Raw genomic sequence first — 22,234 nt, 5'->3', positions numbered from 1 at the left:
CGCCAGCGTTCGTCCTGAGCCAGGATCAAACTCTCAATTTAAAAGTTTACACTTTTTAACTAAAATAATTAATCTGCGATAACTGTTAAGTTAATTCGCAAGCTCATTACATACTTTTTAGTCTTACGACTAATATTACTTTTCTATAGTAATTGACTGGTTTAGCAAAATATTATTTTGCTAAGTTTACCTATTTCTCTGTTTAATTTTCAAAGACCAATTTATATTATCTGGTTGCCACTAAGTGACTACTTTTAATATTTTATCAGTTAAACTTGTACATGTCAATACTTTTATTCTCTTTTGATTTTTTATTTTAAATAATAGCTTAATAGTGCAACTAGCTTATTGATTACATAATAAAGAAGGAGCTATCCTTCTTTAAAGTAATAGCTCCTTCTTTATTGAATATACAATATATTATTTTTATAGACCTAATATAGTAACAATTTTTTCCTTATCAAATCCAACCATTTCTTTCCCATTTATATTTATTACTGGTACTGATCTATAACCCTTTTTTATAAGAGCTTTTTTTGCTTCTATATTTTCTGAAATGTTATGCTCTATATATTTGATATTATTTTTTTCAAAAAATTCCTTAGCCATATGACAAAAACCACATGAATTACTTGTGTAAATCTCAACTTTATTCATAAATATCCTCTCCTTAATTCTTTTTTCTGCATTCAATTGCATACAACTGAATCAAGCTTAATAATAACATCTTTTTCTCTCTAGGTCAAATAATATTGGTTGCCAATTTTCATAGCAATTATTAATTTAGATTAATAATGCAACTCCGAAGGAGATGATTTAACTAGTATGCCTTTAAATTTATTAATGTATTTATATTTATTTTATATTTACATTTAGTCTGTATAATATTATGATAGTCTTAACATTATAGTTATGTTACAAAATAATTTATACTTATATTATTGCTCTTTATAATTACACGTATAACATGGAGGATTCAAATAATGATTAACTTAATAGACCTAATATCCAAAGCCAAAAATGAACATAAACTAAGTAAAAAAGAAATCATTGCTCTTTTAAATTGTAATGACATAAATCAAGAACTATTTAACGCTGCTGATGAAGTTAGAAAAAAATATGTAAGTGATGATGTGCATCTTAGAGGCCTTATCGAATTCACTAATATATGCAAAAATAATTGTCTTTATTGCGGCCTCAGACGCGATAATACAAACTTAGTTAAATATCGATTAACCGAGGAACAAATTTTAGACTTTGCCACTAAAGCTAAGTCTTATGGCTACAAAACTATAGTCCTTCAAGGTGGCGAAGATGATTATTATACTAAAGAGAAAATGATCAAAATAATTAAAGGTATAAAGGCTTTAGATTTAGCTCTGACTTTAAGTATAGGTGAAAAAACTTACGAAGAATATAAAGCTTTTAGAAACGCTGGCGCTGATAGATATCTTTTAAGAATAGAGACAACAGATAAAAAACTATATGAAGATTTAGACCCAGGTATGAGCCACGAAAATAGACTGAATTGTTTGAAAAATTTAAAAGAGTTAGGATATGAAGTCGGTACAGGCGCTATGGTTGGACTGCCAAGTCAAACTATAGAATCATATGCCGATGACATATTATATTTCAAAGAAATAAATGCCGACATGTTAGGGATAGGTCCTTTTATTCCCAATGATGACACCCCCCTTGCAAAATCTAAGGGAAGGGAGCTAACTATGGCACTTAAGGTTATGGCTATAACGCGCTTGATCCTGCCTGATATAAACATACCTGCAACAACTGCTATGGAGTCCATTAACAAGAACGGACGCTTAATGGCACTACAAAGTGGTGCAAATGTAGTTATGCCTAATGTTACCGAAGGTGAATATAGAAAACATTATGCTCTTTATCCAGGCAAAATTTGTACTGGCGATACCCCTTCTCATTGCCGCGGATGTATAACAGGCAAGATTAGTAGTATTGGAAGAACAGTTTCAACTAATTATGGGTTTAGAGGAAATAAAAATAGTAAATAATTTCACAAAATAAAAAAGAACCCGAGGGCTCTTTTTTATTTAAATGTATGTTTGTAATCTTCCCAATAGAATCCGATTTATTTGCTAGAATAGATATATTTTCCACGACTTCTCGATCTCAAGCACTGTCCAATTAATGTTTTCAATTTTTATAAACCATGTAACCCTACATATTGCTGATTTTTATATTGCCGAGGTGTCTTGCCTATATATTTCAAAAATAGACGATTGAATGAACGTGTCGAATTAAAACCTACACTAAGCGCAATTTCTGTAATACTTTTATCCTCACTTACAAGAAGCTTGCAGGCATCTGATATTCTGAGTGTTCCAATATACTCGTTAAAGCCCATATGCAATTTTTGAGTGAAAAGGCGAGAAATATAATATTTACTGATGTGTAGCTCACGAGATATAGTCTCAAGCTGTAAATCTTTAGTATAATTTTCAATACAATAATTTAAAATCGCCTTTATTGTATTTGCATCAGATACCTTCGCTTCTTCAAACTGCATCATCTGAAACAACTCACTAATCAATATCAAAAAATAACCTTTGATAATAGTATCATAAAAAGGTGTCTGTTCCTTATTGACTTCAACAATGTTCTCCATGAGAGATAGTAACTTACTATTTTCAAAAGCGTTTTTAAGTACCGGTGATATCGGCACCTTATATTTAAAAATATTTTGGAATTCAGGACATAACTCCGGAGGAAAAATACTAACAAAAAAGTCCTCATTATCTATTTTTTCGTATTGGTGTATTTTATTAGGGAAAATAAAAAGAATATCTCCTGAACATACAATATACTCCTTAGAATCTATAAAAGCTCTTACACTACCTTCTATCATATATACCAACTCAATATGGTTGTGCAGATGTGCACCAAAGGTCAAACTAGTTCCAAACCTAGCTGTTACGTCAAGTTTTTTATTCTCGTAAAAAAATTTCATAATAACCTTCCTTTTTTGTATTTCTTGTATAAGACATGGATAAAATCAAAAAATAAAATTCAGCAATATATGTCTTATATTGTCACTGTTTTGTCTTGTATTATAACGTTTTTTGGTCTAAAATACAATTAAAATCAATAATAAGCTTTATCATATAAGGAGGAATCACCCATGTTATTTCCAATTGCATTACAACTATATTCTGTTCGAGATGAACTAGAAAAAGATTTTTCAGGAACGCTAAAGAAAATTAAAGCACTAGGGTACGATGGCGTAGAATTCGCGGGACTTTATGGGCACAAACCCACAGACATCAAAAAAATTCTACAAGATATCGCTCTATCACCTGTATCGGCACATGTTCCGTTTAATGACCTTATTTCAGACCCACATAGAATTATCAGCGAATATGCTGAAATAGGCTGTAAATACATCGCAATCCCCTATCTCACCCCAGAATATCGTCCAGGTTCTTTAAAATTTAATGAAGTTATTGAAGGTGCAAAAGTAATCGGCAAAATAGCTAAGGAATTTGGACTTCAATTACTTTACCATAACCATGATTTTGAATTTGAAAAAATAGATGGAGAATACGCGTTGGATATTCTTTATAAAAGCGTATCAAGTAATTTGTTACAAACAGAATTAGATACTTGCTGGGTAAATGTTGCAGGAGAAAACCCAGCATCTTATATCCGAAAATATGCTAATCGCTCACCTGTTGTCCATCTGAAAGATTTTGTAATGCCAGGTAAAAAGCCAGAAAAAATGTATGAACTCATCGGTATAGTGGATGAAAGCAAGGAAGATGAAGTAAAGGCATTTGAATTTCGCCCACTAGGCCTGGGAGTACAAAACTTTCCTGAAATACTTAAAGCTTGCACAGATGCTGGTGCGCTCTGGGTTGTTGTGGAACAGGATGCTCCATCAATGAGCAAAACATCTATGGAATGTGCAGAAATCAGTATCAACTATCTAAAAAAACTATAATTAGGAGGTATATTTATGTCTGATGAAGTATTAAATCAATTCACACCACCAGTTGAAAACGAACCTGTGGTAGATACAAAAAATAAACTTAGATTTGGAATAATCGGAACTGGTTGGATTTCGGAATCACACGTTGAAAGCTTAAAACAAATGGCTGATATTGAAATCGTAGCAGGCGCTGACTTAATTCCAGGAAAAGCTGAAAAGTTCTTTAAAAAATATGAGCTTCCCAATGTAAGATGTTATACTGATCATAAATCTATGTTAGAAAGCGAAAAATTGGATGCCGTATGTGTATGTACTTATAATAGCACACATAAAGAATGTACCATCGATTCTTTGAAAAAGGGTATTAATGTTTTACTAGAAAAACCAATGTGTATCACAATTGAAGAAGCTACAGAAATAATTCAAGCTGAAAAACAGAGCGGTAAACTTTTATCCATAGGCTTTCAACCACGTATGGATGATAACATGAAGATGATAAAGAAAATTGTTCAATCCGGAGAACTCGGTAAAATTTATTATATCCAAACAGGCGGTGGACGCAGGCGAGGTATTCCTAACAGCACCTTTATTGAAAAAAAGACTGCTGGAATTGGTGCTTTGGGTGATATTGGCTGTTATTCACTAGACATGGTTCTCAATGCAATTAATTATCCAAAACCACTTACTGTTTCAGGATATACATCTAATTTCTTTGGAACTAATCCTAAATATAATAACCCACAAGATGCAGCAAGATTTAATGTGGACGATTTCGCTGCTGCATTTATAAGGCTTGAAGGTGGAATCATACTTGATTTCAGAATTGCTTGGGCAATGCACATTGACACTCCTGGTGACACCATCATCATGGGTACGGAAGGCGCTCTTAGAATTCCATCTACGGATTGCTGGAATGGTTCAGTTGGTGGTCCTATGAAAGTATACAAAGATATAGCAGGCCAACAGGTAGAAACAGTAATTCCACTGTGCCCACAGCAAGATAGCTTTGGTGGACTTTTCTATAAAAAGTTACGTTCTTTTGCAGATGCTATCAAAAATGGCACCGAAGCACCTGTACCATCCAGTCAGATTTTTTACAACCAGGCTATCCTTGATGGTATTGTAAGATCTTCCAACCTTGGCTGTGAGGTTAAAATCAACATTCCTGATACTATATAGAACACTTCCGGTCAATCTAAAGTATTGTTCAATTATAAAATATAAAGATAGTAATAAGCACAAACTGAAAGTTTATGTTTATTACTATCTATTTATAACTTATTATATAAATTGTATGATACGTTTCCTTTTTATTATATATTATGATTGTTATTAATATATAATAGTTAATTTTGATGGAGTCTACAAAGAAGCAATAACGTTATATACTCCGTCTTCATTATTACTCTGCGTTATAAACTTAGCATGTTTTTTTACATCTTCAGGTGCATTCTTCATCGCATAACTATAATGAGCCTGCTTAAACATAGTCAAATCGTTATAATAATCTCCAAAAACCATTGTATCCTTTTGCTCTATATCAAATTTTTCTTGGAGTATTTTTATAGCATTTCCTTTACTTATACCCTTGTTCATTATATCTATCCATTTATCTCCTGATACAACGAATTCAAGCTTTTCATCCAATTTGTCTTTAAGGTAATCCACTATAGATGAATTTATACCACCATCCATATAATAAGTAATTTTGTATATAGGGATTTTTAATTCACTAAAAGATTTTAATACTATTACAGGCACCTGGGAAAATGTAAATTGATTCAACATATTTTCTGATGGGTTAACTGTATACGCATCATTTTCTGCTGCTAAAAACATTTCCTCCCCAAGCCTTGGACACAAATTTAAAACGTGCTCTATTTCTTCTTTATTAATACTGTTTGAATACAATGTACGTCCCTTGTGGTTATGCTTAATAAGAGCGCCATTGTGAGCAATGAATATCATATCTGTGTTAACTTTTTCAAAATTTTTACTTAGTTGAGAATAAAATCTACCACTTGCTGCTGCAAATTTTATATCCTTCTTATTAAAAGAATGTATTAAATCGAATATTTTTTTATTTATCTTTCCTTTATCGTTTAATAAGGTACCATCCATATCAGTTGCAATGAGTTTTATTATAAGTGTCTCCCCCTTTTTATGTTAATATGGACATTTAACCTTAGTTTCAAATAATAAAAATTAGCTATAAACGAACTAATGTCCATTTATAGCTCAAATTCATACTTGAATTTTCATTAAATGTATATTTTAATTATACCATTACTTTGCATATATTGTTTGTAAATTCTACTGGATCGCTAATTGGTAATCCTTCTATAAGTAGAGCTTGACTATATAATATATTGGTATATAATTCTAACTTAACGTTATCTACGTTAAAAGAATCCTTAAGTATTTTAAACATATCATGGTTTATATTTATTTCTAATACCTTATCGGCTTTTACATTTTCATTATTAGGCATAGAATTTAGTGTCTTTTCCATCTCTATTGTAAGATCTCCATCATTAGAAAGACATACTGGATAGTTCTTAAGTCTCTTTGACGCCCTAACATCCTTAACTCTTCCTGATAAGATAGTTTTCATATGTTCAAATAATTCTTTACTATCTTTCTCATCCTCGCTAGATTCATTTTCTTTTTCTTCTACATCTATACCTAAGTCACCACTTGATACAGACTTAAATTCTTTTTCTTTATATTTCATTATCATTTTTGTAGCAAACTCGTCTACTTCATCAGTAAAGTATAAAATTTCAAATCCCTTATCTGATACCATTTCAATTTGTGGCAATTTTTCAATTCTTTCGTTTGATTCTCCAGCAGCATAATAAATATATTTTTGATCTTCTGGCATTCTAGAAACATATTCATCTAAAGTAACATTTTTCTTCTCTTTTGATGAATAAAACATTAATAAATCTTGCAAAGTCTCTTTATTGCTTCCAAAATCACTATAGATACCATACTTTAATTGTCTTCCAAAAGATTTATAAAATTCTTCATACTTTTCTCTATCCTTCTTAAGCAGACTATCTAATTCATTCTTAATCTTAGTTTTAATATTTTTAGCTATAAGTTTAAGTTGTCTATCATGTTGTAATACTTCCCTAGAAATATTAAGTGATAAGTCTTCTGAATCAACAATACCTTTTACAAAACTAAAATAATCTGGCAATAAATCTGAACATTTACTCATAATTAAAACACCGTTTGAATATAATTCTAATCCTTTTTCATACTCTTTTGTATAGAAATCATAAGGAGTTTTTTCTGGAATGTACAAAATCGAATTATAACTTACAACCCCATCAACACTTATATGGATATGTCTTGCTGGTTTGTCAAAACCATAGTGCTTCTCAGAATAAAAATTATTATAATCTTCATCAGTAAGTTCGCTTTTATTTTTTCTCCATATAGGAACCATGCTATTAACAGTCTTTTCAACTGATATGTCCTCATATTCTGTTTCGCTACCTTCTTTAAGTTTTGATTCACTTATATCCATTTTAATTGGGTATCTAATAAAATCAGAATATTTCTTAATTATTGTTTTTAGCCCATTCTCCTCAAGATATTCATCAAAATTATTATCTTCTGTATTCTCTTTTATTTTAAGTGTTATATCCGTACCAACAGAACTTTTTTCACTTTGCTCTATAGTATAACCATCTGCGCCATCTGACTCCCATTTGTAAGCATCATCACTACCAAAAACTTTACTATTAACGATAATATTATCTGCCACCATAAATGCGGAGTAAAACCCTACGCCAAATTGACCAATTATATCATATCCATCTTTAATTTCATTTTCCTTTTTAAATGCCAAAGAACCACTTTTAGCTATAACTCCTAAGTTATCACTAAGTTCCTCCTGTGTCATTCCAATTCCTGTATCAGAAATTTTCACTGTCCTATTTTCCTTATCAATAGCTATTCTAATAAAATAATTATCTTTTTCAAAATTTAATGTATCATCTGCTAACGTCTTATAATAAATTTTATCAATAGCATCGCTTGCATTAGAAATAAGTTCTCTTAGAAAAATATCATTGTGAGTATATATTGAATTTACCATCATATCGAGAATTCTCTTTGATTCCGTTTTAAACTGCTTTTTTTCCAATTAAAATTTCCCCTTTCGCTTCAATCTATTTTACTTTTTGTTAGCACTCTATGCTATCGAGTGCTAAATATAGTTTAAAAATACACCTTTTTTTGTTATTTGTCAATGCTCGTATCTATTTTATATAAGCTTTTTATTATTTAAAATGATAAATTTAGCGCTACGCCTACGTTTAAACATATAATAATAAACTTAAAAAGAGTACTATTTTATTAATACTCTTTTTAAGTTATGCTAGATATTAATCTGTAATTTTATTTTACTTTGTTTTGATATAATTTACAAGAATAATCTCCATAATATTATAGTGGAGTAAGCTAAGTATTAACCCATTCTGAAATATTGTTAAACTCTATTTTTTAGCCAGAACTTTTCCCAATTTCCATTACTGCTATTAAATGCTAAAAAAACATATAAACAACTAATCATGCTTCCTAGAGTTAGTACGAGCAAAACCCAAATTAAAGATTTAGCAACATTATTTTCTCTATATACTATCCACGAACATACTATAATAAATTCAATATAAATATCTACTAATGATATTTGTCCCCATGGCATACCTAACAAGATTTTACCCTCCTGAGTAAAATCTCCAATAGTAAACCCATATATAAGCATTCCCATCATTACTAAAAACCCAATCAGAGAAAATATTTTTCCTATTTTCATAAAACCACTCCTACTGTCATTATATTTTATTATTGTTGTTATTAACCATTTCTTTTAGGAAACCAAGGCACAAATTTACTTGTAATTTTGGCGTATGCTTGAAATTCGTTGTTATCCTTATAATGTTTTTCAAGCATCGGCACTCCTGAAACATATAACAGCAACAATGTTATAATTATAGGACTAAAGATTCCCGTTATGCCACTTTTTGATGATAAAGTAATTATAAATATTCCCCACCACATTGTAGCCTCTCCAAAATAATTTGGATGCCTTGTATATTTCCAAAGTCCTCTTTTCATTATATGTCCTTTATTCTTTTTATCTGTAATAAAGTTTTTTAGCTGTTTATCTCCTAATGCTTCAAAAATAAAACCAACTATCCAAATCGCCATGCCTATATATTCTAATATGCCTAAACTTCCTTTAGATGTAGCGTTATTCATTATAATGGGATATGCTATTACAAGCATAATTGCTCCCTGTAACATGAACACTTGTAAAAATGCCCTTGGCATTACCCTTCTACCCCAATTCCTCCTAAATGTTGCATATCTAAAATCTTCGGGCTTTCCTAAATTTCTTTTTAATATATGATAAAACAATCTTATTCCCCAAATAAAAACTAATGTTGTAACTAAAATGGCTCTTAAATTATAATTTCCTACAGTAAATAATGTATATATTGATATCAAAACAAATCCAAGACCCCAACCCATGTCCACTATTGAATTGTTTTTCTTAATTTGAGCAATAATAAAAAAGATGCTCATGTATATAAAGACTAGTATTGTGCTTTGCACATAAATATTCATATTGACCACTCCCCTAAATTTATATTATAAACATTAAGAACTTATAAATGATACAGCTACTGCTCCAATTCCGGCGCTCAAACCTACAATAGGTGATATTTCAGTGATATATTCTGGTTCTTTCCCTAAAATTGCTGTTAATTTTAAGCTCAATTCATTAGCTTTGATAAGAGCACTTGCATGTACAATATTATAGGATACTATTTTGTTATTTTCATTTGCTTTATTAACTATCGCAAGTATTTTCTTAATATTTGATTTTGCGTTAAAAGTTTTACCAAATGCAATTCCTTTTCCATCTGTGTTTATTGATATTATTGGTTTTAAATTTAATACGCCTCCAATAAACCCTTTCATTGGTGAAACCCGTCCACCTTTTACCATATATTTAAAAGTATTAACGCTAACATATATTCTTGCCTTTTTAATCTTATTTTCTATTATCTTTATAACCTCCTCATAATTTTTCCCGGCTTCTAATTCCTTTGCTGCTTCTAAAACTATTAACCCTTGTGCACCAGAATTTAATTTCGAATTAATTACTGTTATATTTTTGCCTTCTTCTATAAACTTCTCTGCAGCTTTTTTAACAATATTAAACGTTCCACTCATTTCCTTAGATACCATTATTGTAATTATTGATTCATAATGACTAGTTAAAAAAGAAAATACATTTTGTACACTTTTTATTGTTGGTTGAGAACTTGTTGGATACTCCTTTAAATTGTTAATCAGAGAATAAAACTTATCCGGTTTTATAGTAAGTTTGTCCAGGTATGTGCTACCTTCAATAATTAAATTCAATGGTAAAACGTGAATCTGATATTTTTCTATGAGCTCTTGTGGTAAATCAGCAATTGAATCTGTAAGTATAGCCGTTTTATTAATTCTGTTATGCACCACTTCATATTGTTTCTTCATGTCATCAACCTTTTGCTGAACTATTTCACCTTTTCCTCTTAGTATATGAAATAATTCATCTGGTTTATTTGTGTGTATGTGTATTCTAACTTTACTTTTATTCCCTGCTACAATTAAAGAATCTCCTAAATATTTTAGTGCGTTCTTTATTTCATTAGTATTTATATTCTCATTTAAAATTAAAGCTTCTGTACAATATCTATAAGTTATATTTGGTGTAAAATCAAAAATTTCTTCTTCAAATACTATTTCCTCTTCATTTTGACTTAATTTTGTAATATTTTTATCCTTAAGGAAATAAACAATTCCCTGGAGAAAACTCACAAAACCACTTGCACCAGAATCTACAACAGATGCTTTTTTCAATATCTCAAGAATATTTGGTGTGTTTGCAAGTGAGCTCTTAGCATCCTCTAAGGTTTTAATTATTATTGCTTCAAAACTCTCAGTTACATCTTTCAATTTGTAAACGGCTTCCGCCCATTCTCTTATAACAGTTATCATAGTCCCTTCAATAGGATTTAAGATAGCTTTATATGCATAAGGTACAGCATTTTTTAATGTTTCTGCAAAACTCGCCATAGTTAAAGGTTCTTTATCGCTAATTTCTTCATTAATTCCATTTATAAATTGAGCAAAAATTATTCCTGAATTACCTCTTGCCCCAATTAATGCTGCATCCGCCATAGAATTAATTGTCTCCTTAATAGATTTGTGAATCTTCATATCTTCAACAATTGCATTCATTGTAGATACAAGATTGCTACCAGTATCTCCATCTGGAATAGGAAAAACATTCATTTTATTTAAAATATTCTTTTGTTTCCTAACTTGCACTACACCTGATAAAAATGCGTAATATAATACTTCTCCTGTTATATTATTAATATTAATTTTAATTCCCCCTAATTAATACTTGTTATCTACAAATAATTGTTATTAATAATATAATAGCATATTTTTTGATTAAATGTGCATATAAATAAATATATTTATTTGTTAATATGTACCTTTAAATATATTAAACATTATACAAATTAAGAAGCAAAAAATATATTTAGTTTAGGAACATAATAATATTAATAAAACAAAAGTCAGTAATTAATGTGTTAATTACTGACTTTTGTTAAACAATAAAATAAAACTCTGCTCTTATTTTAATCCTAAAATTCTACCTAATGTCTTATACTTTGTTTCTATTGCACCCTGAGGACAAAGTTCCTGGCAACAGAAGCATCTTATACATTTACTGTAATCCCATTTTGGAATTACTTTATTTCCTTTCTTTATGAAGGATATGACTTTAGGTCTCTCTGGACAAACTTCATCACATCTTTTACAACCAATACATTTCTCTTCAATTACGACAGGATTGGGTGCAACCATTGAGGTTAAAAAATGAGTTACAGACGGATTTATAAAATAAAAACTACCACCTTTTCTTGATAACTTAAAGTCTTTACATTTCATGGCTTCTATTTTTTCTCCTAATACCTCTATATCCTCTGGTAAAACTGCTCCCCACTTTGAATCATGTGCTTCCTTTAAAAATGGGAGTTTTAAAACATCATCATAACCAATTAACCTTACTGCAACAGAATCTACTGCTGTTAAACATTGTCCCATAATTATAGTATCCATCTTTTTAGGAGTTCCACTTTTAGGTCCATTTCCCTCCATTGCAATTATTCCATCCAGAATTGCAAAGCTAGTGTTAACCAATGAATTTACATCTAATAGCATTTTACTGAAATTATTAGCATCTGGCATTCTTGTGTGCCATATTGCCTTTTGCGCACCTGGAATACAACCAAATTGATTCTTAACTGCCCCAGTATAATATGCCATAGCATGAGTTTTTAACTTTGGAAGTGTAATCACAACATCCGCTTCATAAGGTGCCCTAGCTATATTCCATGATTTACATAATAAAGAATTTTCAAGAGTTACATGAACATCGTCTTTAAAATCATTAAAAACTACCCCATATCTATTAGCAACTTCCATCAAACCTGACTTTTCAGCTGCTCTCCTTGAATCCCCAAAACCAGGTGAATCTCCAAATGTAATATTTTCGCTATACTCTTTGACTATTCTAACTACAGCTTCAAAAACAGCATAATGAGTTACAACTGGTGACCCTTTTTGCTCTATACTAAGAAAATTAGGTTTCAGCAAGACTTTACTATTTTTAGGAATAAGCTTTTTTAAAAAAGAATCCCCTCCAAGAAGTTCAAAACCTTCTCTTAGTGTTTTTTCTATTAGATCCACATCATAATCTGTGCATTTTAAAAGCGTTACACTTTCCATAATAACTACTCCTTTATTATTCAATTATATTTATATTATAAATTAAAAGTGAATTCCTAAGAATCCACTTTAATTATTTATTCTTTTTATGTATTTCTATAATGCTATTTACTATATCATAAATTGAACTAATATTCATAACCTCATGGTCACAATATTTTTTATATAATGGACTCCTCTCCTCAAACAATCTAAAAACATTAGCTGGATCCTTTGCAAGTAAAGGGCGACCCTCCACATCTATGTCTTCCAATATATTTTGAATTGGACGATTTATGTAAATAATTAAACCGTTTTTCTTAAGGTTTAAAATATTTTCATATATCTTAATTACTCCACCACCAGTTGAAATAACTACAGATTTCTTTTTTGATAATTCCCTAACTGCATCATATTCTATATCTCTAAAACTCGCCTCACCATTTTTAAATATTTCAGCAATAGTAACCTTATTACTAGATTCAATAAAAGCATCTATATCTATGAATTCCATATCCATTTTTTTTGAAAGTATTTTTCCAATTTCACTTTTACCACAACCAGGCATTCCAATTAAAACTATATTTTTCATCTTCTAATTTTCTACTCCCTTTTCTAAATCATCATAAATTTGATCAATTATGCTCTTAGGAATTTTGATATCATTCCAGATTTCCTGGGAAGCAATTGCCTGACCAACTAGCATATAGAGACCATTTACTGCTTTTAACCCTTCCTCCTGAGCGTACTTTAAAAATAAAGTTGTTTTAGGATTATAAATCATGTCAACGGCGCTTTCAAATTTACCAATATGTTTTTTTTCAATGGGAGAGTTGTCCAAGTTAGGATACATACCAAGTGGTGTACAGTTTACTACTATCCCCGTTCCTTTAATCTCTTCAATATCATTATAAGAAACCAATTTGCAAGAATTAAATTTACTATTTTCTTTAAGCTTTGATACATTTCTTGTGACTACTGTAATTTCAGAAACTCCACTATTTAATAAGTACTGTACCATTGTAACTGCTACTCCGCCATTACCTAATATTGTTGCTCTTTTATTTTTCACTTTGATATCGTACTTATCGAAAAGCATCCCAATACCAAAGTAATCTGTATTATACCCAATAATTTTACCCTCTTTAAATTTCAGGGTATTTACCGCTCCTATATCTTTTGCTTCGTTACTAATCTCATCAAGAAAATCCATAATTTTAATTTTATAAGGAATAGTTACATTAATACCTCTTGGTTTAATAACTTTAAACCCTTCCATTATCACCTTAAGATCTTTACTTTCAAATTCGAACAAATGATAATAACCCTTCATTCTTAATTTATTAAAGACCATTGAATGTATTTGTGGCGAGATACTATGTGTTAGTTTTTCTCCAAGTAGACCATATAACTCTGACATAAATTTCACTCATTTCTTAAATATGACTTTATAAATTATTTTAAAAATTTATTTTGCATATACCAAATCACGTCTATAATTGCCTAATATCTTAAAATAACCGCTATTCTTTTTAATTAGATCAATTACGGTTATAATCTTTTTTTCGTTTATATTGCCCTCAAAATCTATATAAAAGAAATATTCCCATGGTTTATCTTTTATTGGTCTCGATTCAATTTTTAAAAGATTTATATTATTATCTGCAAAATGTTTTAGCACATGGCATAATGAACCTGCTTTGTGGGTAGTAGATAAAACCAAACTAATCTTGTTACTTTGTTCATTAGACTCCATCTGCTTGCCAATGACAACAAACCTAGTCATATTTGTTGTGTTTGAATTTACATCCTTTTGTAAAATTTCAAGGTCGTATATCTCTGCTGCCTTAGTACTCCCTATTGCAGCCAATGTTTTGTTCTGACTGTTTTTAACTAGCTCTGCACATTTCGCAGTGCTTTGATATGGAACCAATTTCCAGTGTTTATATCCTTTTAAGAATTCCATACTTTGTTTTAAACCTTGCGAGTGAGAATAAACCTCTTTAATATCATCTAAGGTTGAACCTCTAATTCCCATTAAGTTCTGACTTATTTTGAGATATTTTTCTCCTGTTATATAAAAATTATATTTATTAAGAAGATCATAAACTTCAGATATAGCACCTGTAGAAGAATTTTCTATAGGAATAACTCCATAATTTATTTTTCCATAACTAAGTTCCAGAAATATCTGTTCAAACTCGCTTATTGCTTTTTTCTCCACCTTTTCACTAAAATATTCATTTAAAGCTTGTTCGCTAAACGAACCTGAAACACCATAAAATCCAACTGTTAGCTTCTTTGTATTAAGCAACACATTCTCAATATTTAAACTTTTGTTTTGAAAACCTCTACTTATTTTCATAACGGATTTGAAGAATTTCTCTACCTCAAGCAATATATCTTTGTTTTTAACTAGATCCATATTCTTTTTTATAACTGCCTCTTCTCGCAAGCTATTTAAGATTTCAATATTGTTTTTCTTTTTATATTCTGCTACATTTACAACTATTCCCATACGTTTTTCAAATAATAAAACAAGACTTGCATCAATTTCATCAATTTGATTTCTCAAATTATCTATGTCAAGACCATCTAAATCACTCATTAAAACACCCCCTTATATAAAATCTAAAATGCTCATTGCGGCGCAAGCCTCAATCACTGGTAATGCTCTTAATACTATGCATGGATCGTGCCTACCTGTAACTGATACCTCTGAATCTATACCTGTTGCCATATCAATGGTATTTTGAGGTTTTGCAATTGAAGGTGTTGGTTTCATCGCTACCCTAAAAACTATAGGCATTCCATTAGAGATTCCACCATTAATTCCACCATTATTGTTAGTTTTTGTTAACACATTCAAGTTATCAATATAAGGTACATCATTTGCGACGCTTCCTTTAAGTTTTGTTATTTCGAACCCCATACCAAATTCTACACCTTTTACTGCAGGAACTGAAAACAGCAATTGAGCTAAATTACTTTCCAGCGAATCAAAGAATGGCTCACCGAGTCCACAAGGCACATTTAAAATAGTAGCTTCAATTATACCTCCAACAGAATCAATTTCTTCCTTAGCCTTTATAATACTTTTTTTCATTTCTATACCTTTTAAATCATCAAGAACGGGGAAATCTTTTCTTAAAACATCAGCTAGCATCTGCACTTTTAGTTTAACACCATCATAATAACTGTCAAAGACATTGCCAATACTTAAAATATGACTTCCTACTACAATTCCCTTGTCAAAAAGAATTTGTTTGGCTACCGCACCTGCAAAAACAAGTGGCGCTGTAATTCTTCCTGAAAAATGCCCTCCACCTCTATAATCGTTAAATCCCTGGTACTTAACCTTTCCTGTAAAATCTGCATGACCTGGTCTTGCTAAGTCCTTTAATTTATCATAATCTTTCGAATTTTGATTTTCGTTAAAAATAACAGCGCAAAGAGGTGTTCCTGTAGTATACCCATTAAAATACCCACTAAGAATTTCCACCTTATCTGCTTCTTTTCTTTTAGTTGAAAATTCATCACGCCCTGGGGCGCGTCTTTGCATTTCACCATTAATAAAATCCATATCAAGCTGTATGCCTGGTGGTAATCCATCAATTGTTATACCTATCCCTCTTCCATGAGATTCTCCAAAAATTGAATATTTAACTTTTTTACCCCATTGTCCGCTCATTAATTTTCCCTCCTAGGCTCTTAAAATCTTCATAAAAATTTGGGTAGGATTTTTTAACTGAGGAGCTATCCTCAATTATAAGTTCCTCTGTACATCTAATAGAGGCAATTGCCATAGCCATAGCTATTCTATGATCATTCCAACTGCTTACAACTCCACCCTTAAGCATTGGTTTACCATGAATTAAAAGTGAGTCTTCTCTTTCAATAATATCTGCCCCAATTTTGTTTAGCTCTGTTGCCATAGCTTTTAATCTATCAGATTCCTTAATTCTAACTCTAGCAGCATTAATAATTTCTGTTGTCCCATCACTTAAGGCCGCAAGCACCGCTACTATTGGGACAAGATCAGGACATTGTGATGCATCAATAATAGTTCCTTTTAAATCTGATTTTGATGCTTTTAAAATACCATCTATCGCCTTTATATTTCCACCCATATTTTTAATTATATCAATAATCACCTTATCTCCTTGAAGTGATTCCATATTTAAGTCAAGGCATTCAACCTCGCCACCTAAAACGCCTGCAGCTAGGTAAAATGCAGCTTGAGAAAAGTCTCCTTCTACTCTGTAATCTCTTTTTATAAAGTACTGATTTCCTTTTATCTTAAATTCTCTGTAATTATTATTTTCTATTTCAATTCCAAATTTTGAAAGTACATCCAAAGTTAAATCTATATATCCAATAGACTCCATTTGAGTAGTAATTTTTATTGTTGAATCTCCATCTAATAGTGGCAGTGCATAAATAAGACCAGTAATAAACTGAGAACTTACATCTCCTCTAAGTTCAAAAATACCAGGTTTAAGGCTTCCGTCTATTGTTAAAGGAAGGTTACCATTACTTGTAGTATACTTAATACTCTGCTTATCAAAAATTTCATAATAAGGTTTAAGTGTTCTTTGAACTAGTTTAGACTTACCTTTAAAAGTTACTACATCTCCAGTAAGCATTGCTATAGGAATTAAAAAACGTAGTGTTGATCCGCTTTCATTGCACTGTAGCTCGCAAGTTGCACCTCTACTACTAACAAATCTTGGTTTACCTTTCCCACGTGCTATAATTTTATTTGGAATTTGCTTAATATCAACTCCAAGTTTTTCCATTATTGCGCAAGTAGCTATTATATCCTCAGACATACTTATATTATCAATAATACATTCACCATAACTAAGTCCAGCAGCTATAACTGCTCTATGTGATAATGATTTTGAAGGTGGAATTTTAACTTTACCATTTAACGGAAATGGTTTTATTATGACTGATTTCATCAATAAACACCTCAATTCAATATAATAATTTATTCAAGAATTTTTTGTAGATAACCTTTAATCTTATCTTCATTAATTTTTTCAATAAAGCTATCTCCTATAGACTTTATTAATATGAAATTCATAGAATCACCAATATTTTTCTTATCATGACTTATAGCTTTAATTATATCCTCTGACTTTATTTCAGGCAACATCCAAGGCAAATTATATTTAACTAAAATATCTTTTATAGCAATAGATGTTCCTTCTTTAGTTTTTCCAAGGACTTCTCCTAGTTTAGTTATAGAATACATTCCCATTGCCACCGCTTCTCCATGAGAATACTTAGTGAAATTAAAGAATTGCTCAATTGCATGACCAATTGTATGTCCAAAGTTTAATAACATTCGCTCGCCAGTATCCTTCTCATCATGTTCAACAATATCAGCCTTGATAGTGCAACAAGTATATATAACTTTATCTATATTCTTTAAAAGTTCTTCTTTATTATCATACCTCATTAATGTATTAAATAGTTCACTATCTTTAATAGCTCCATATTTTATAACTTCGCCCATTCCATCATTTAAAAACCTTTCCTTAAGTGTTCCCATAAATAGTGGATCAATAAAAACTGCCTTAGGCATATAAAAACTACCCACAAGATTCTTTCCTCGTGGTAAATCTACTGCAACCTTACCACCTACACTACTATCTACCTGAGCTAAGAGAGTAGTCGGAATTTGTATAAGTGAAATCCCCCTTAAAAAGGTTGCTGCTGCAAAACCAGCCATATCCCCTACTACTCCACCACCTAATGCAATTATAAGATCTCCTCTATTTATCTTATAATCTAAAAGTTTGTCGTATACCTCAAGAAGAGTTTCGAATGACTTACTTACTTCTCCAGCTTGTGCAACAATTTTATAAGATTCAAACCCTGATTCTTTTAATGAATTAACAATCTTTTGACCATATAACTCATTAACATTAGAATCTGTTATAATTGCTATTTTACTCCCTTTATATATTTTTTTAACACGTTCTCCAATTTCGGAAAATAATCCATTCTTAATATATATTGGATAACATCCGCTTGATGCATTAACTTTTATCTTATACATCTTCACATATCTCCTTTCTCTTTTTTGTTGCACTTTGGAATCTATTCTTAAGAAAAATTTCATCGTTATTAAGTATTGCTGTTTTTATTTCCCTTATATTTTTTTCAAATTCTTCAATTTTACTAATTATATTTTCTTTGTTATATAAAAGTAATTCAGGCCATAATTCAACATTTATAGTAGCAACCCTAGTAGTATCCTTAAATCCGCCTCCTATAAACTGAGACATTCCTTTTATTGAACTATTACAATCAATTAGAGAAACAGCTATAACATGTGGTAACTGGCTTGTATAAGCAATTATATCATCGTGCTCTTTAGGCGAGAGATGGACCACCCTCTTGCAGCCCATACCTCTAACCATTTCTGTAACTATGTGTATGTTTTCTTCCTTATTACCATTAATTGGTGTTAAAATATAATTTGCATTTTTAAACATATCTTTTGATGCAGCCTTTAGCCCCGATTCTTCTTTTCCTGCCATAGGATGACCACCAATAAAATCTAAGTCCTCTCGAAGTACAGGCATAATTTCATGAATTAAATCACTTTTGATTCCAGCAGTATCTGTAATCACTGCTCCACTTTTAAATAAATTCATATTGCTTTTAATAAAATCTATAGTCTTTTGAGGATAAACTGCTATTATGACAATATCCGAATTACTAAGTGGTATTTCTGGATTTGTATATCCTTTATCAATAATATTCATTTTTTCCGCCGCTTTCAAAGCCTTTTCGTCAATGTCAATTGCCCAAATATTTTTAGGTTTTAACTCTCTTAGTGCCATTGCAAATGAGCCACCTATAAGTCCGATTCCTACAATTGTAATATTAAAGTCTGTACAATCCAAATTTACCACCTCCTATATTATTCTATTTTGTGTTTTTGCAATTACTCTTATAGAATCCATTAGGGCATCAAACTTCTCAGGTAACAATGATTGAGGACCATCACTAAATGCATTAGCAGGGTCATAATGTACTTCAATTTCAAGACCATCTGCACCAACTGCTATAGCAGCCTTGGCAAGCGGCTCTATTAACCACCATTTACCAGCGGCATGACTTGGATCAACTATAACTGGCAAATGACTAAGCTTTTTAAGTACAGGAATTGCGCTTAAATCTAAAGTATTTCTCGTGAAAGTTTCAAATGTTCTAATCCCTCTCTCACATAAAACTACATTTTCATTACCCTCAGACATTATGTACTCAGCAGACATAAGTAGTTCCTCAATTGTTGCGCTCATACCTCTTTTTAAAAGTATTGTTTTTTTACATCTTCCTACTTCCTTTAATAGATCAAAATTCTGCATGTTTCTAGCTCCAATTTGTAATACATCTGCATACCCAGATATTTTTTCAACTAGTTCAACACTCATAACTTCAGTTACTATTGGAAGCCCTGTTATCTTTTTTGCTTCTAATAGTATTCTTAAACCTTCTTCTTCCATTCCTTGAAAGCTATATGGTGAAGTCCTTGGTTTGTAAGCTCCTCCTCTTAGGAAATTAGCTCCTGCTTTTTTTACATCTTTTGCAATATGCAATAATTGCTCTTCACTTTCCACAGCGCACGGACCTGCTATTATTGCTAGCTCTTTACCACCGATTGTTAGATTATCTACCTTTATTATAGAATCATCTGGATGAAAAAGTCTGTTGCCTCTTTTGTAAGGAGCCTGAACTCTCATAACTTTATCAACACATTCTTCTGCCTCAATTTGGCTTTCATTTATTAAAATTGTATCCCCAACTAGACCTAAAACACACTGATTATTTCCCTTTGACATATGAACAATACAACCTAATCCCTCTAGTTTTTTCTTAATAGCCAAAATTTGATTTTCCTTTGCAGTTGATTTCATTACAATTACCATATAAAATTCCTCCTAAAATATTATTTAAAAACTACTTTAATATAAATTACTTTTAATACACATTCCTATTATTTCAGATAAATTAATATAAAAAAAAGGAAGACCCCCTTATAATGGGTCTTCCCTAAAAAAAGGAATAACCCTTATAATGAGTCTTCCTTGCGTACAGACTTCGTTCACTTTCTACAAATCAGCATATTACTGGCATTATAGTTTTATTGTTAAACTCATTATTTAATAAAATCTTATATATTTTTATACACAAAAAGTAACCGACGCTAAAATAACGATAGCCACAGCTAAAATAAAAATATACTTTTTTAGAGATTCCTTTAATAATGATGTTTTTCATAATAATACCTCACAACTTTCAAATTACTTCTATATTATTTTTTAATATTAAAACATTATAACATGCAGGAGATAATTGTCAAGGCGTTAATTTTCAAAAAATTACATCAATATAAAGATTTTATTCTCCCACTATTCCTGTGACAAACTCCATAATTCTTGTTTTGATGTTGAAACAGCCATTGCTCCTGCGCCAATTGATTCCATTATATCTTTCTTACTTTGAATGAGTCCACCTGCTATAATTGGAACTCGTACTTGCGTCCCCATTGTTTTAATAATCTTACTAGCAAGTCCTGGCATAATCTCTACAGCATCCGGAAGCACAGATTGTATATTTCTTATTGCTGATGTTAGAGAAAGTGAATCTAGAGCAAATATCCTCTGTATAACGCAGAATCCTAATTTTTTGCCGTTTTTTATATTCGTTACCCTTGTAGTTATAATTCCATCAGGCTGTCCACATTCCTTTATAAAAACGAGTCCCGTATGATCTCCTTTTAATCCTTCTATTAAATCAACATGAACAAATACTACTTTTCCCACTTTTTTAAGTTTTTCAATTATACTTTTTAAGTTAATTATACTTCCATATAATACAAACACAATAAGTACATTACTTGAAATCACTTTATCCAAATCTTTATCACTTCTAATAGCCGCTATAACCGGATTTTCTATTAATAATGTTTCTAGTTTTTCCAATAATATATCCTCCTAAATTTTATATAGTACTCTTTATTATATAAGTTTACCATAATCTTATTTTTGATTCAATATATTTTATTCCATTGTCATGCTTTCAGAAAACTATGAAAGTTATTAATTTTAGACTTGTACTTATTAGGTTAATATGTTATCATAAAAATTATAAGTAAAGGCGGAGAAAAGAGAGCCTTGACTAGTTGGTATTCTTATACCTATTAGTCAAGGCTCTCTTTTTATTTGCATTTAGGAGGAAACTTAATGTATGATGTGACAATTGTTGGCGCTGGTGTTATTGGCTGTTCCATAGCCAGAGAACTATCTAAATATAATTTAAATACATGTGTAATTGAAAGATCTAGTGATGTCGCTTCTGGTACTACAAAAGCAAATAGTGCAATAGTTCATGCAG

General features: G+C 30.8%; 21 protein-coding genes. 4 read left to right on the top strand and 17 right to left on the bottom strand.

What is annotated here, in order from left to right; translation table 11 throughout:
• Nucleotides 1–426 precede the first annotated feature (426 nt).
• Entirely contained in the window at nt 427–657 is a 231-nt protein-coding gene (locus ACREVX_RS02740) for a glutaredoxin family protein (protein WP_431542606.1), read from the bottom strand.
• A 326-nt stretch (nt 658–983) separates the two neighbouring features.
• On the opposite strand from ACREVX_RS02740, the gene hydE reads away from it, so the two are divergent.
• A complete protein-coding gene (hydE, locus tag ACREVX_RS02735) occupies nt 984–2,027 on the top strand; it encodes a [FeFe] hydrogenase H-cluster radical SAM maturase HydE (RefSeq protein ID WP_431542604.1) in 1,044 nt (347 codons plus the stop codon).
• 149 nt (nt 2,028–2,176) lie between these two features.
• Here hydE and ACREVX_RS02730 read toward each other — a convergent pair whose 3' ends face one another.
• Entirely contained in the window at nt 2,177–2,983 is an 807-nt protein-coding gene (locus tag ACREVX_RS02730; RefSeq protein ID WP_431542603.1) for an AraC family transcriptional regulator, read from the bottom strand.
• A gap of 171 nt (nt 2,984–3,154) precedes the next feature.
• On the opposite strand from ACREVX_RS02730, the gene ACREVX_RS02725 reads away from it, so the two are divergent.
• Nucleotides 3,155–3,973: a sugar phosphate isomerase/epimerase family protein gene (locus ACREVX_RS02725; RefSeq protein ID WP_431542602.1), complete on the top strand. Its 819-nt coding sequence runs from the start codon at nt 3,155–3,157 to the stop codon at nt 3,971–3,973.
• Nucleotides 3,974–4,039: 66 nt separating this feature from the next.
• Nucleotides 4,040–5,140 (top strand): Gfo/Idh/MocA family protein, encoded by a 1,101-nt coding sequence (locus tag ACREVX_RS02720; protein ID WP_431542600.1) that lies wholly within the window; start codon nt 4,040–4,042, stop codon nt 5,138–5,140.
• A gap of 183 nt (nt 5,141–5,323) precedes the next feature.
• On the opposite strand, the gene ACREVX_RS02715 is transcribed toward ACREVX_RS02720, so the two are convergent.
• The 15 genes from ACREVX_RS02715 to ACREVX_RS02645 form a co-directional block, all read right to left on the bottom strand.
• On the bottom strand, nt 5,324–6,106 hold the full coding sequence (locus ACREVX_RS02715; protein WP_431542611.1) for a Cof-type HAD-IIB family hydrolase: 783 nt from the start codon (nt 6,104–6,106) through the stop codon (nt 5,324–5,326).
• A gap of 133 nt (nt 6,107–6,239) precedes the next feature.
• Nucleotides 6,240–8,120, bottom strand: coding sequence for a molecular chaperone HtpG (htpG, locus tag ACREVX_RS02710; RefSeq protein ID WP_431542598.1), 1,881 nt, complete (start codon nt 8,118–8,120; stop codon nt 6,240–6,242).
• A 345-nt stretch (nt 8,121–8,465) separates the two neighbouring features.
• Nucleotides 8,466–8,822 (bottom strand): DUF1475 family protein, encoded by a 357-nt coding sequence (locus ACREVX_RS02705; RefSeq protein ID WP_431542609.1) that lies wholly within the window; start codon nt 8,820–8,822, stop codon nt 8,466–8,468.
• An 11-nt stretch (nt 8,823–8,833) separates the two neighbouring features.
• Complete coding sequence (locus tag ACREVX_RS02700; RefSeq protein WP_431542596.1) at nt 8,834–9,607, bottom strand: DUF1295 domain-containing protein; 774 nt, start codon at nt 9,605–9,607, stop codon at nt 8,834–8,836.
• 33 nt (nt 9,608–9,640) lie between these two features.
• Nucleotides 9,641–11,365, bottom strand: a complete 1,725-nt coding sequence (locus ACREVX_RS02695) for a DAK2 domain-containing protein (protein WP_431542595.1) — start codon at nt 11,363–11,365, stop codon at nt 9,641–9,643.
• Between the two features lie 315 nt (nt 11,366–11,680).
• Complete coding sequence (locus ACREVX_RS02690; RefSeq protein ID WP_431542594.1) at nt 11,681–12,838, bottom strand: DUF362 domain-containing protein; 1,158 nt, start codon at nt 12,836–12,838, stop codon at nt 11,681–11,683.
• Nucleotides 12,839–12,911: 73 nt separating this feature from the next.
• A complete protein-coding gene (locus tag ACREVX_RS02685) occupies nt 12,912–13,409 on the bottom strand; it encodes a shikimate kinase (protein WP_431542592.1) in 498 nt (165 codons plus the stop codon).
• A gap of 3 nt (nt 13,410–13,412) precedes the next feature.
• Nucleotides 13,413–14,237 carry a shikimate dehydrogenase gene (aroE, locus tag ACREVX_RS02680; RefSeq protein WP_431542591.1) on the bottom strand — a complete coding sequence of 275 codons (825 nt, stop codon included), beginning with the start codon at nt 14,235–14,237 and terminating at the stop codon, nt 13,413–13,415.
• A 48-nt stretch (nt 14,238–14,285) separates the two neighbouring features.
• A complete protein-coding gene (pheA, locus tag ACREVX_RS02675) occupies nt 14,286–15,425 on the bottom strand; it encodes a prephenate dehydratase (protein ID WP_431542590.1) in 1,140 nt (379 codons plus the stop codon).
• Nucleotides 15,426–15,437: 12 nt separating this feature from the next.
• Entirely contained in the window at nt 15,438–16,508 is a 1,071-nt protein-coding gene (aroC, locus tag ACREVX_RS02670; protein ID WP_431542589.1) for a chorismate synthase, read from the bottom strand.
• Nucleotides 16,489–17,781, bottom strand: coding sequence for a 3-phosphoshikimate 1-carboxyvinyltransferase (gene aroA, locus ACREVX_RS02665; protein WP_431542588.1), 1,293 nt, complete (start codon nt 17,779–17,781; stop codon nt 16,489–16,491). The genes aroC and aroA overlap by 20 nt, the downstream gene beginning before the upstream one ends.
• A gap of 29 nt (nt 17,782–17,810) precedes the next feature.
• Nucleotides 17,811–18,887 (bottom strand): 3-dehydroquinate synthase, encoded by a 1,077-nt coding sequence (gene aroB, locus ACREVX_RS02660; protein ID WP_431542585.1) that lies wholly within the window; start codon nt 18,885–18,887, stop codon nt 17,811–17,813.
• On the bottom strand, nt 18,880–19,740 hold the full coding sequence (locus tag ACREVX_RS02655; RefSeq protein WP_431542584.1) for a prephenate dehydrogenase: 861 nt from the start codon (nt 19,738–19,740) through the stop codon (nt 18,880–18,882). The genes aroB and ACREVX_RS02655 overlap by 8 nt, the downstream gene beginning before the upstream one ends.
• A gap of 12 nt (nt 19,741–19,752) precedes the next feature.
• Complete coding sequence (aroF, locus tag ACREVX_RS02650; RefSeq protein ID WP_431542581.1) at nt 19,753–20,766, bottom strand: 3-deoxy-7-phosphoheptulonate synthase; 1,014 nt, start codon at nt 20,764–20,766, stop codon at nt 19,753–19,755.
• Between the two features lie 483 nt (nt 20,767–21,249).
• Nucleotides 21,250–21,822: a glycerol-3-phosphate responsive antiterminator gene (locus tag ACREVX_RS02645; protein WP_431542580.1), complete on the bottom strand. Its 573-nt coding sequence runs from the start codon at nt 21,820–21,822 to the stop codon at nt 21,250–21,252.
• 261 nt (nt 21,823–22,083) lie between these two features.
• On the opposite strand from ACREVX_RS02645, the gene ACREVX_RS02640 reads away from it, so the two are divergent.
• On the top strand, nt 22,084–22,234 hold a 151-nt coding region (locus ACREVX_RS02640; protein WP_431542608.1), incomplete at its 3' end, for an FAD-dependent oxidoreductase.

It is taken from the genome of Clostridium sp., assembly GCF_050717545.1.
In the GTDB taxonomy this organism is placed as follows: domain Bacteria; phylum Bacillota; class Clostridia; order Clostridiales; family Clostridiaceae; genus Clostridium_AD.
This window is presented reverse-complemented; position numbering and strand designations above follow the sequence as displayed.

Excerpts from the sequence above, each read along its gene's own strand:
- aroE (WP_431542591.1), bottom strand. The coding sequence starts at position 14,237 with ATGTCAGAGTTATATGGTCTACTTGGAGAAAAACTAACACATAGTATC.
- ACREVX_RS02725 (WP_431542602.1), top strand. The coding sequence starts at position 3,155 with ATGTTATTTCCAATTGCATTACAACTATATTCTGTTCGAGATGAACTA.
- ACREVX_RS02685 (WP_431542592.1), bottom strand. The coding sequence starts at position 13,409 with ATGAAAAATATAGTTTTAATTGGAATGCCTGGTTGTGGTAAAAGTGAA.
- ACREVX_RS02730 (WP_431542603.1), bottom strand. The coding sequence starts at position 2,983 with ATGAAATTTTTTTACGAGAATAAAAAACTTGACGTAACAGCTAGGTTT.
- hydE (WP_431542604.1), top strand. The coding sequence starts at position 984 with ATGATTAACTTAATAGACCTAATATCCAAAGCCAAAAATGAACATAAA.
- aroA (WP_431542588.1), bottom strand. The coding sequence starts at position 17,781 with ATGAAATCAGTCATAATAAAACCATTTCCGTTAAATGGTAAAGTTAAA.
- ACREVX_RS02740 (WP_431542606.1), bottom strand. The coding sequence starts at position 657 with ATGAATAAAGTTGAGATTTACACAAGTAATTCATGTGGTTTTTGTCAT.
- aroC (WP_431542589.1), bottom strand. The coding sequence starts at position 16,508 with ATGAGCGGACAATGGGGTAAAAAAGTTAAATATTCAATTTTTGGAGAA.
- aroF (WP_431542581.1), bottom strand. The coding sequence starts at position 20,766 with ATGGTAATTGTAATGAAATCAACTGCAAAGGAAAATCAAATTTTGGCT.
- ACREVX_RS02700 (WP_431542596.1), bottom strand. The coding sequence starts at position 9,607 with ATGAATATTTATGTGCAAAGCACAATACTAGTCTTTATATACATGAGC.
- ACREVX_RS02690 (WP_431542594.1), bottom strand. The coding sequence starts at position 12,838 with ATGGAAAGTGTAACGCTTTTAAAATGCACAGATTATGATGTGGATCTA.
- aroB (WP_431542585.1), bottom strand. The coding sequence starts at position 18,887 with ATGTATAAGATAAAAGTTAATGCATCAAGCGGATGTTATCCAATATAT.
- pheA (WP_431542590.1), bottom strand. The coding sequence starts at position 15,425 with ATGAGTGATTTAGATGGTCTTGACATAGATAATTTGAGAAATCAAATT.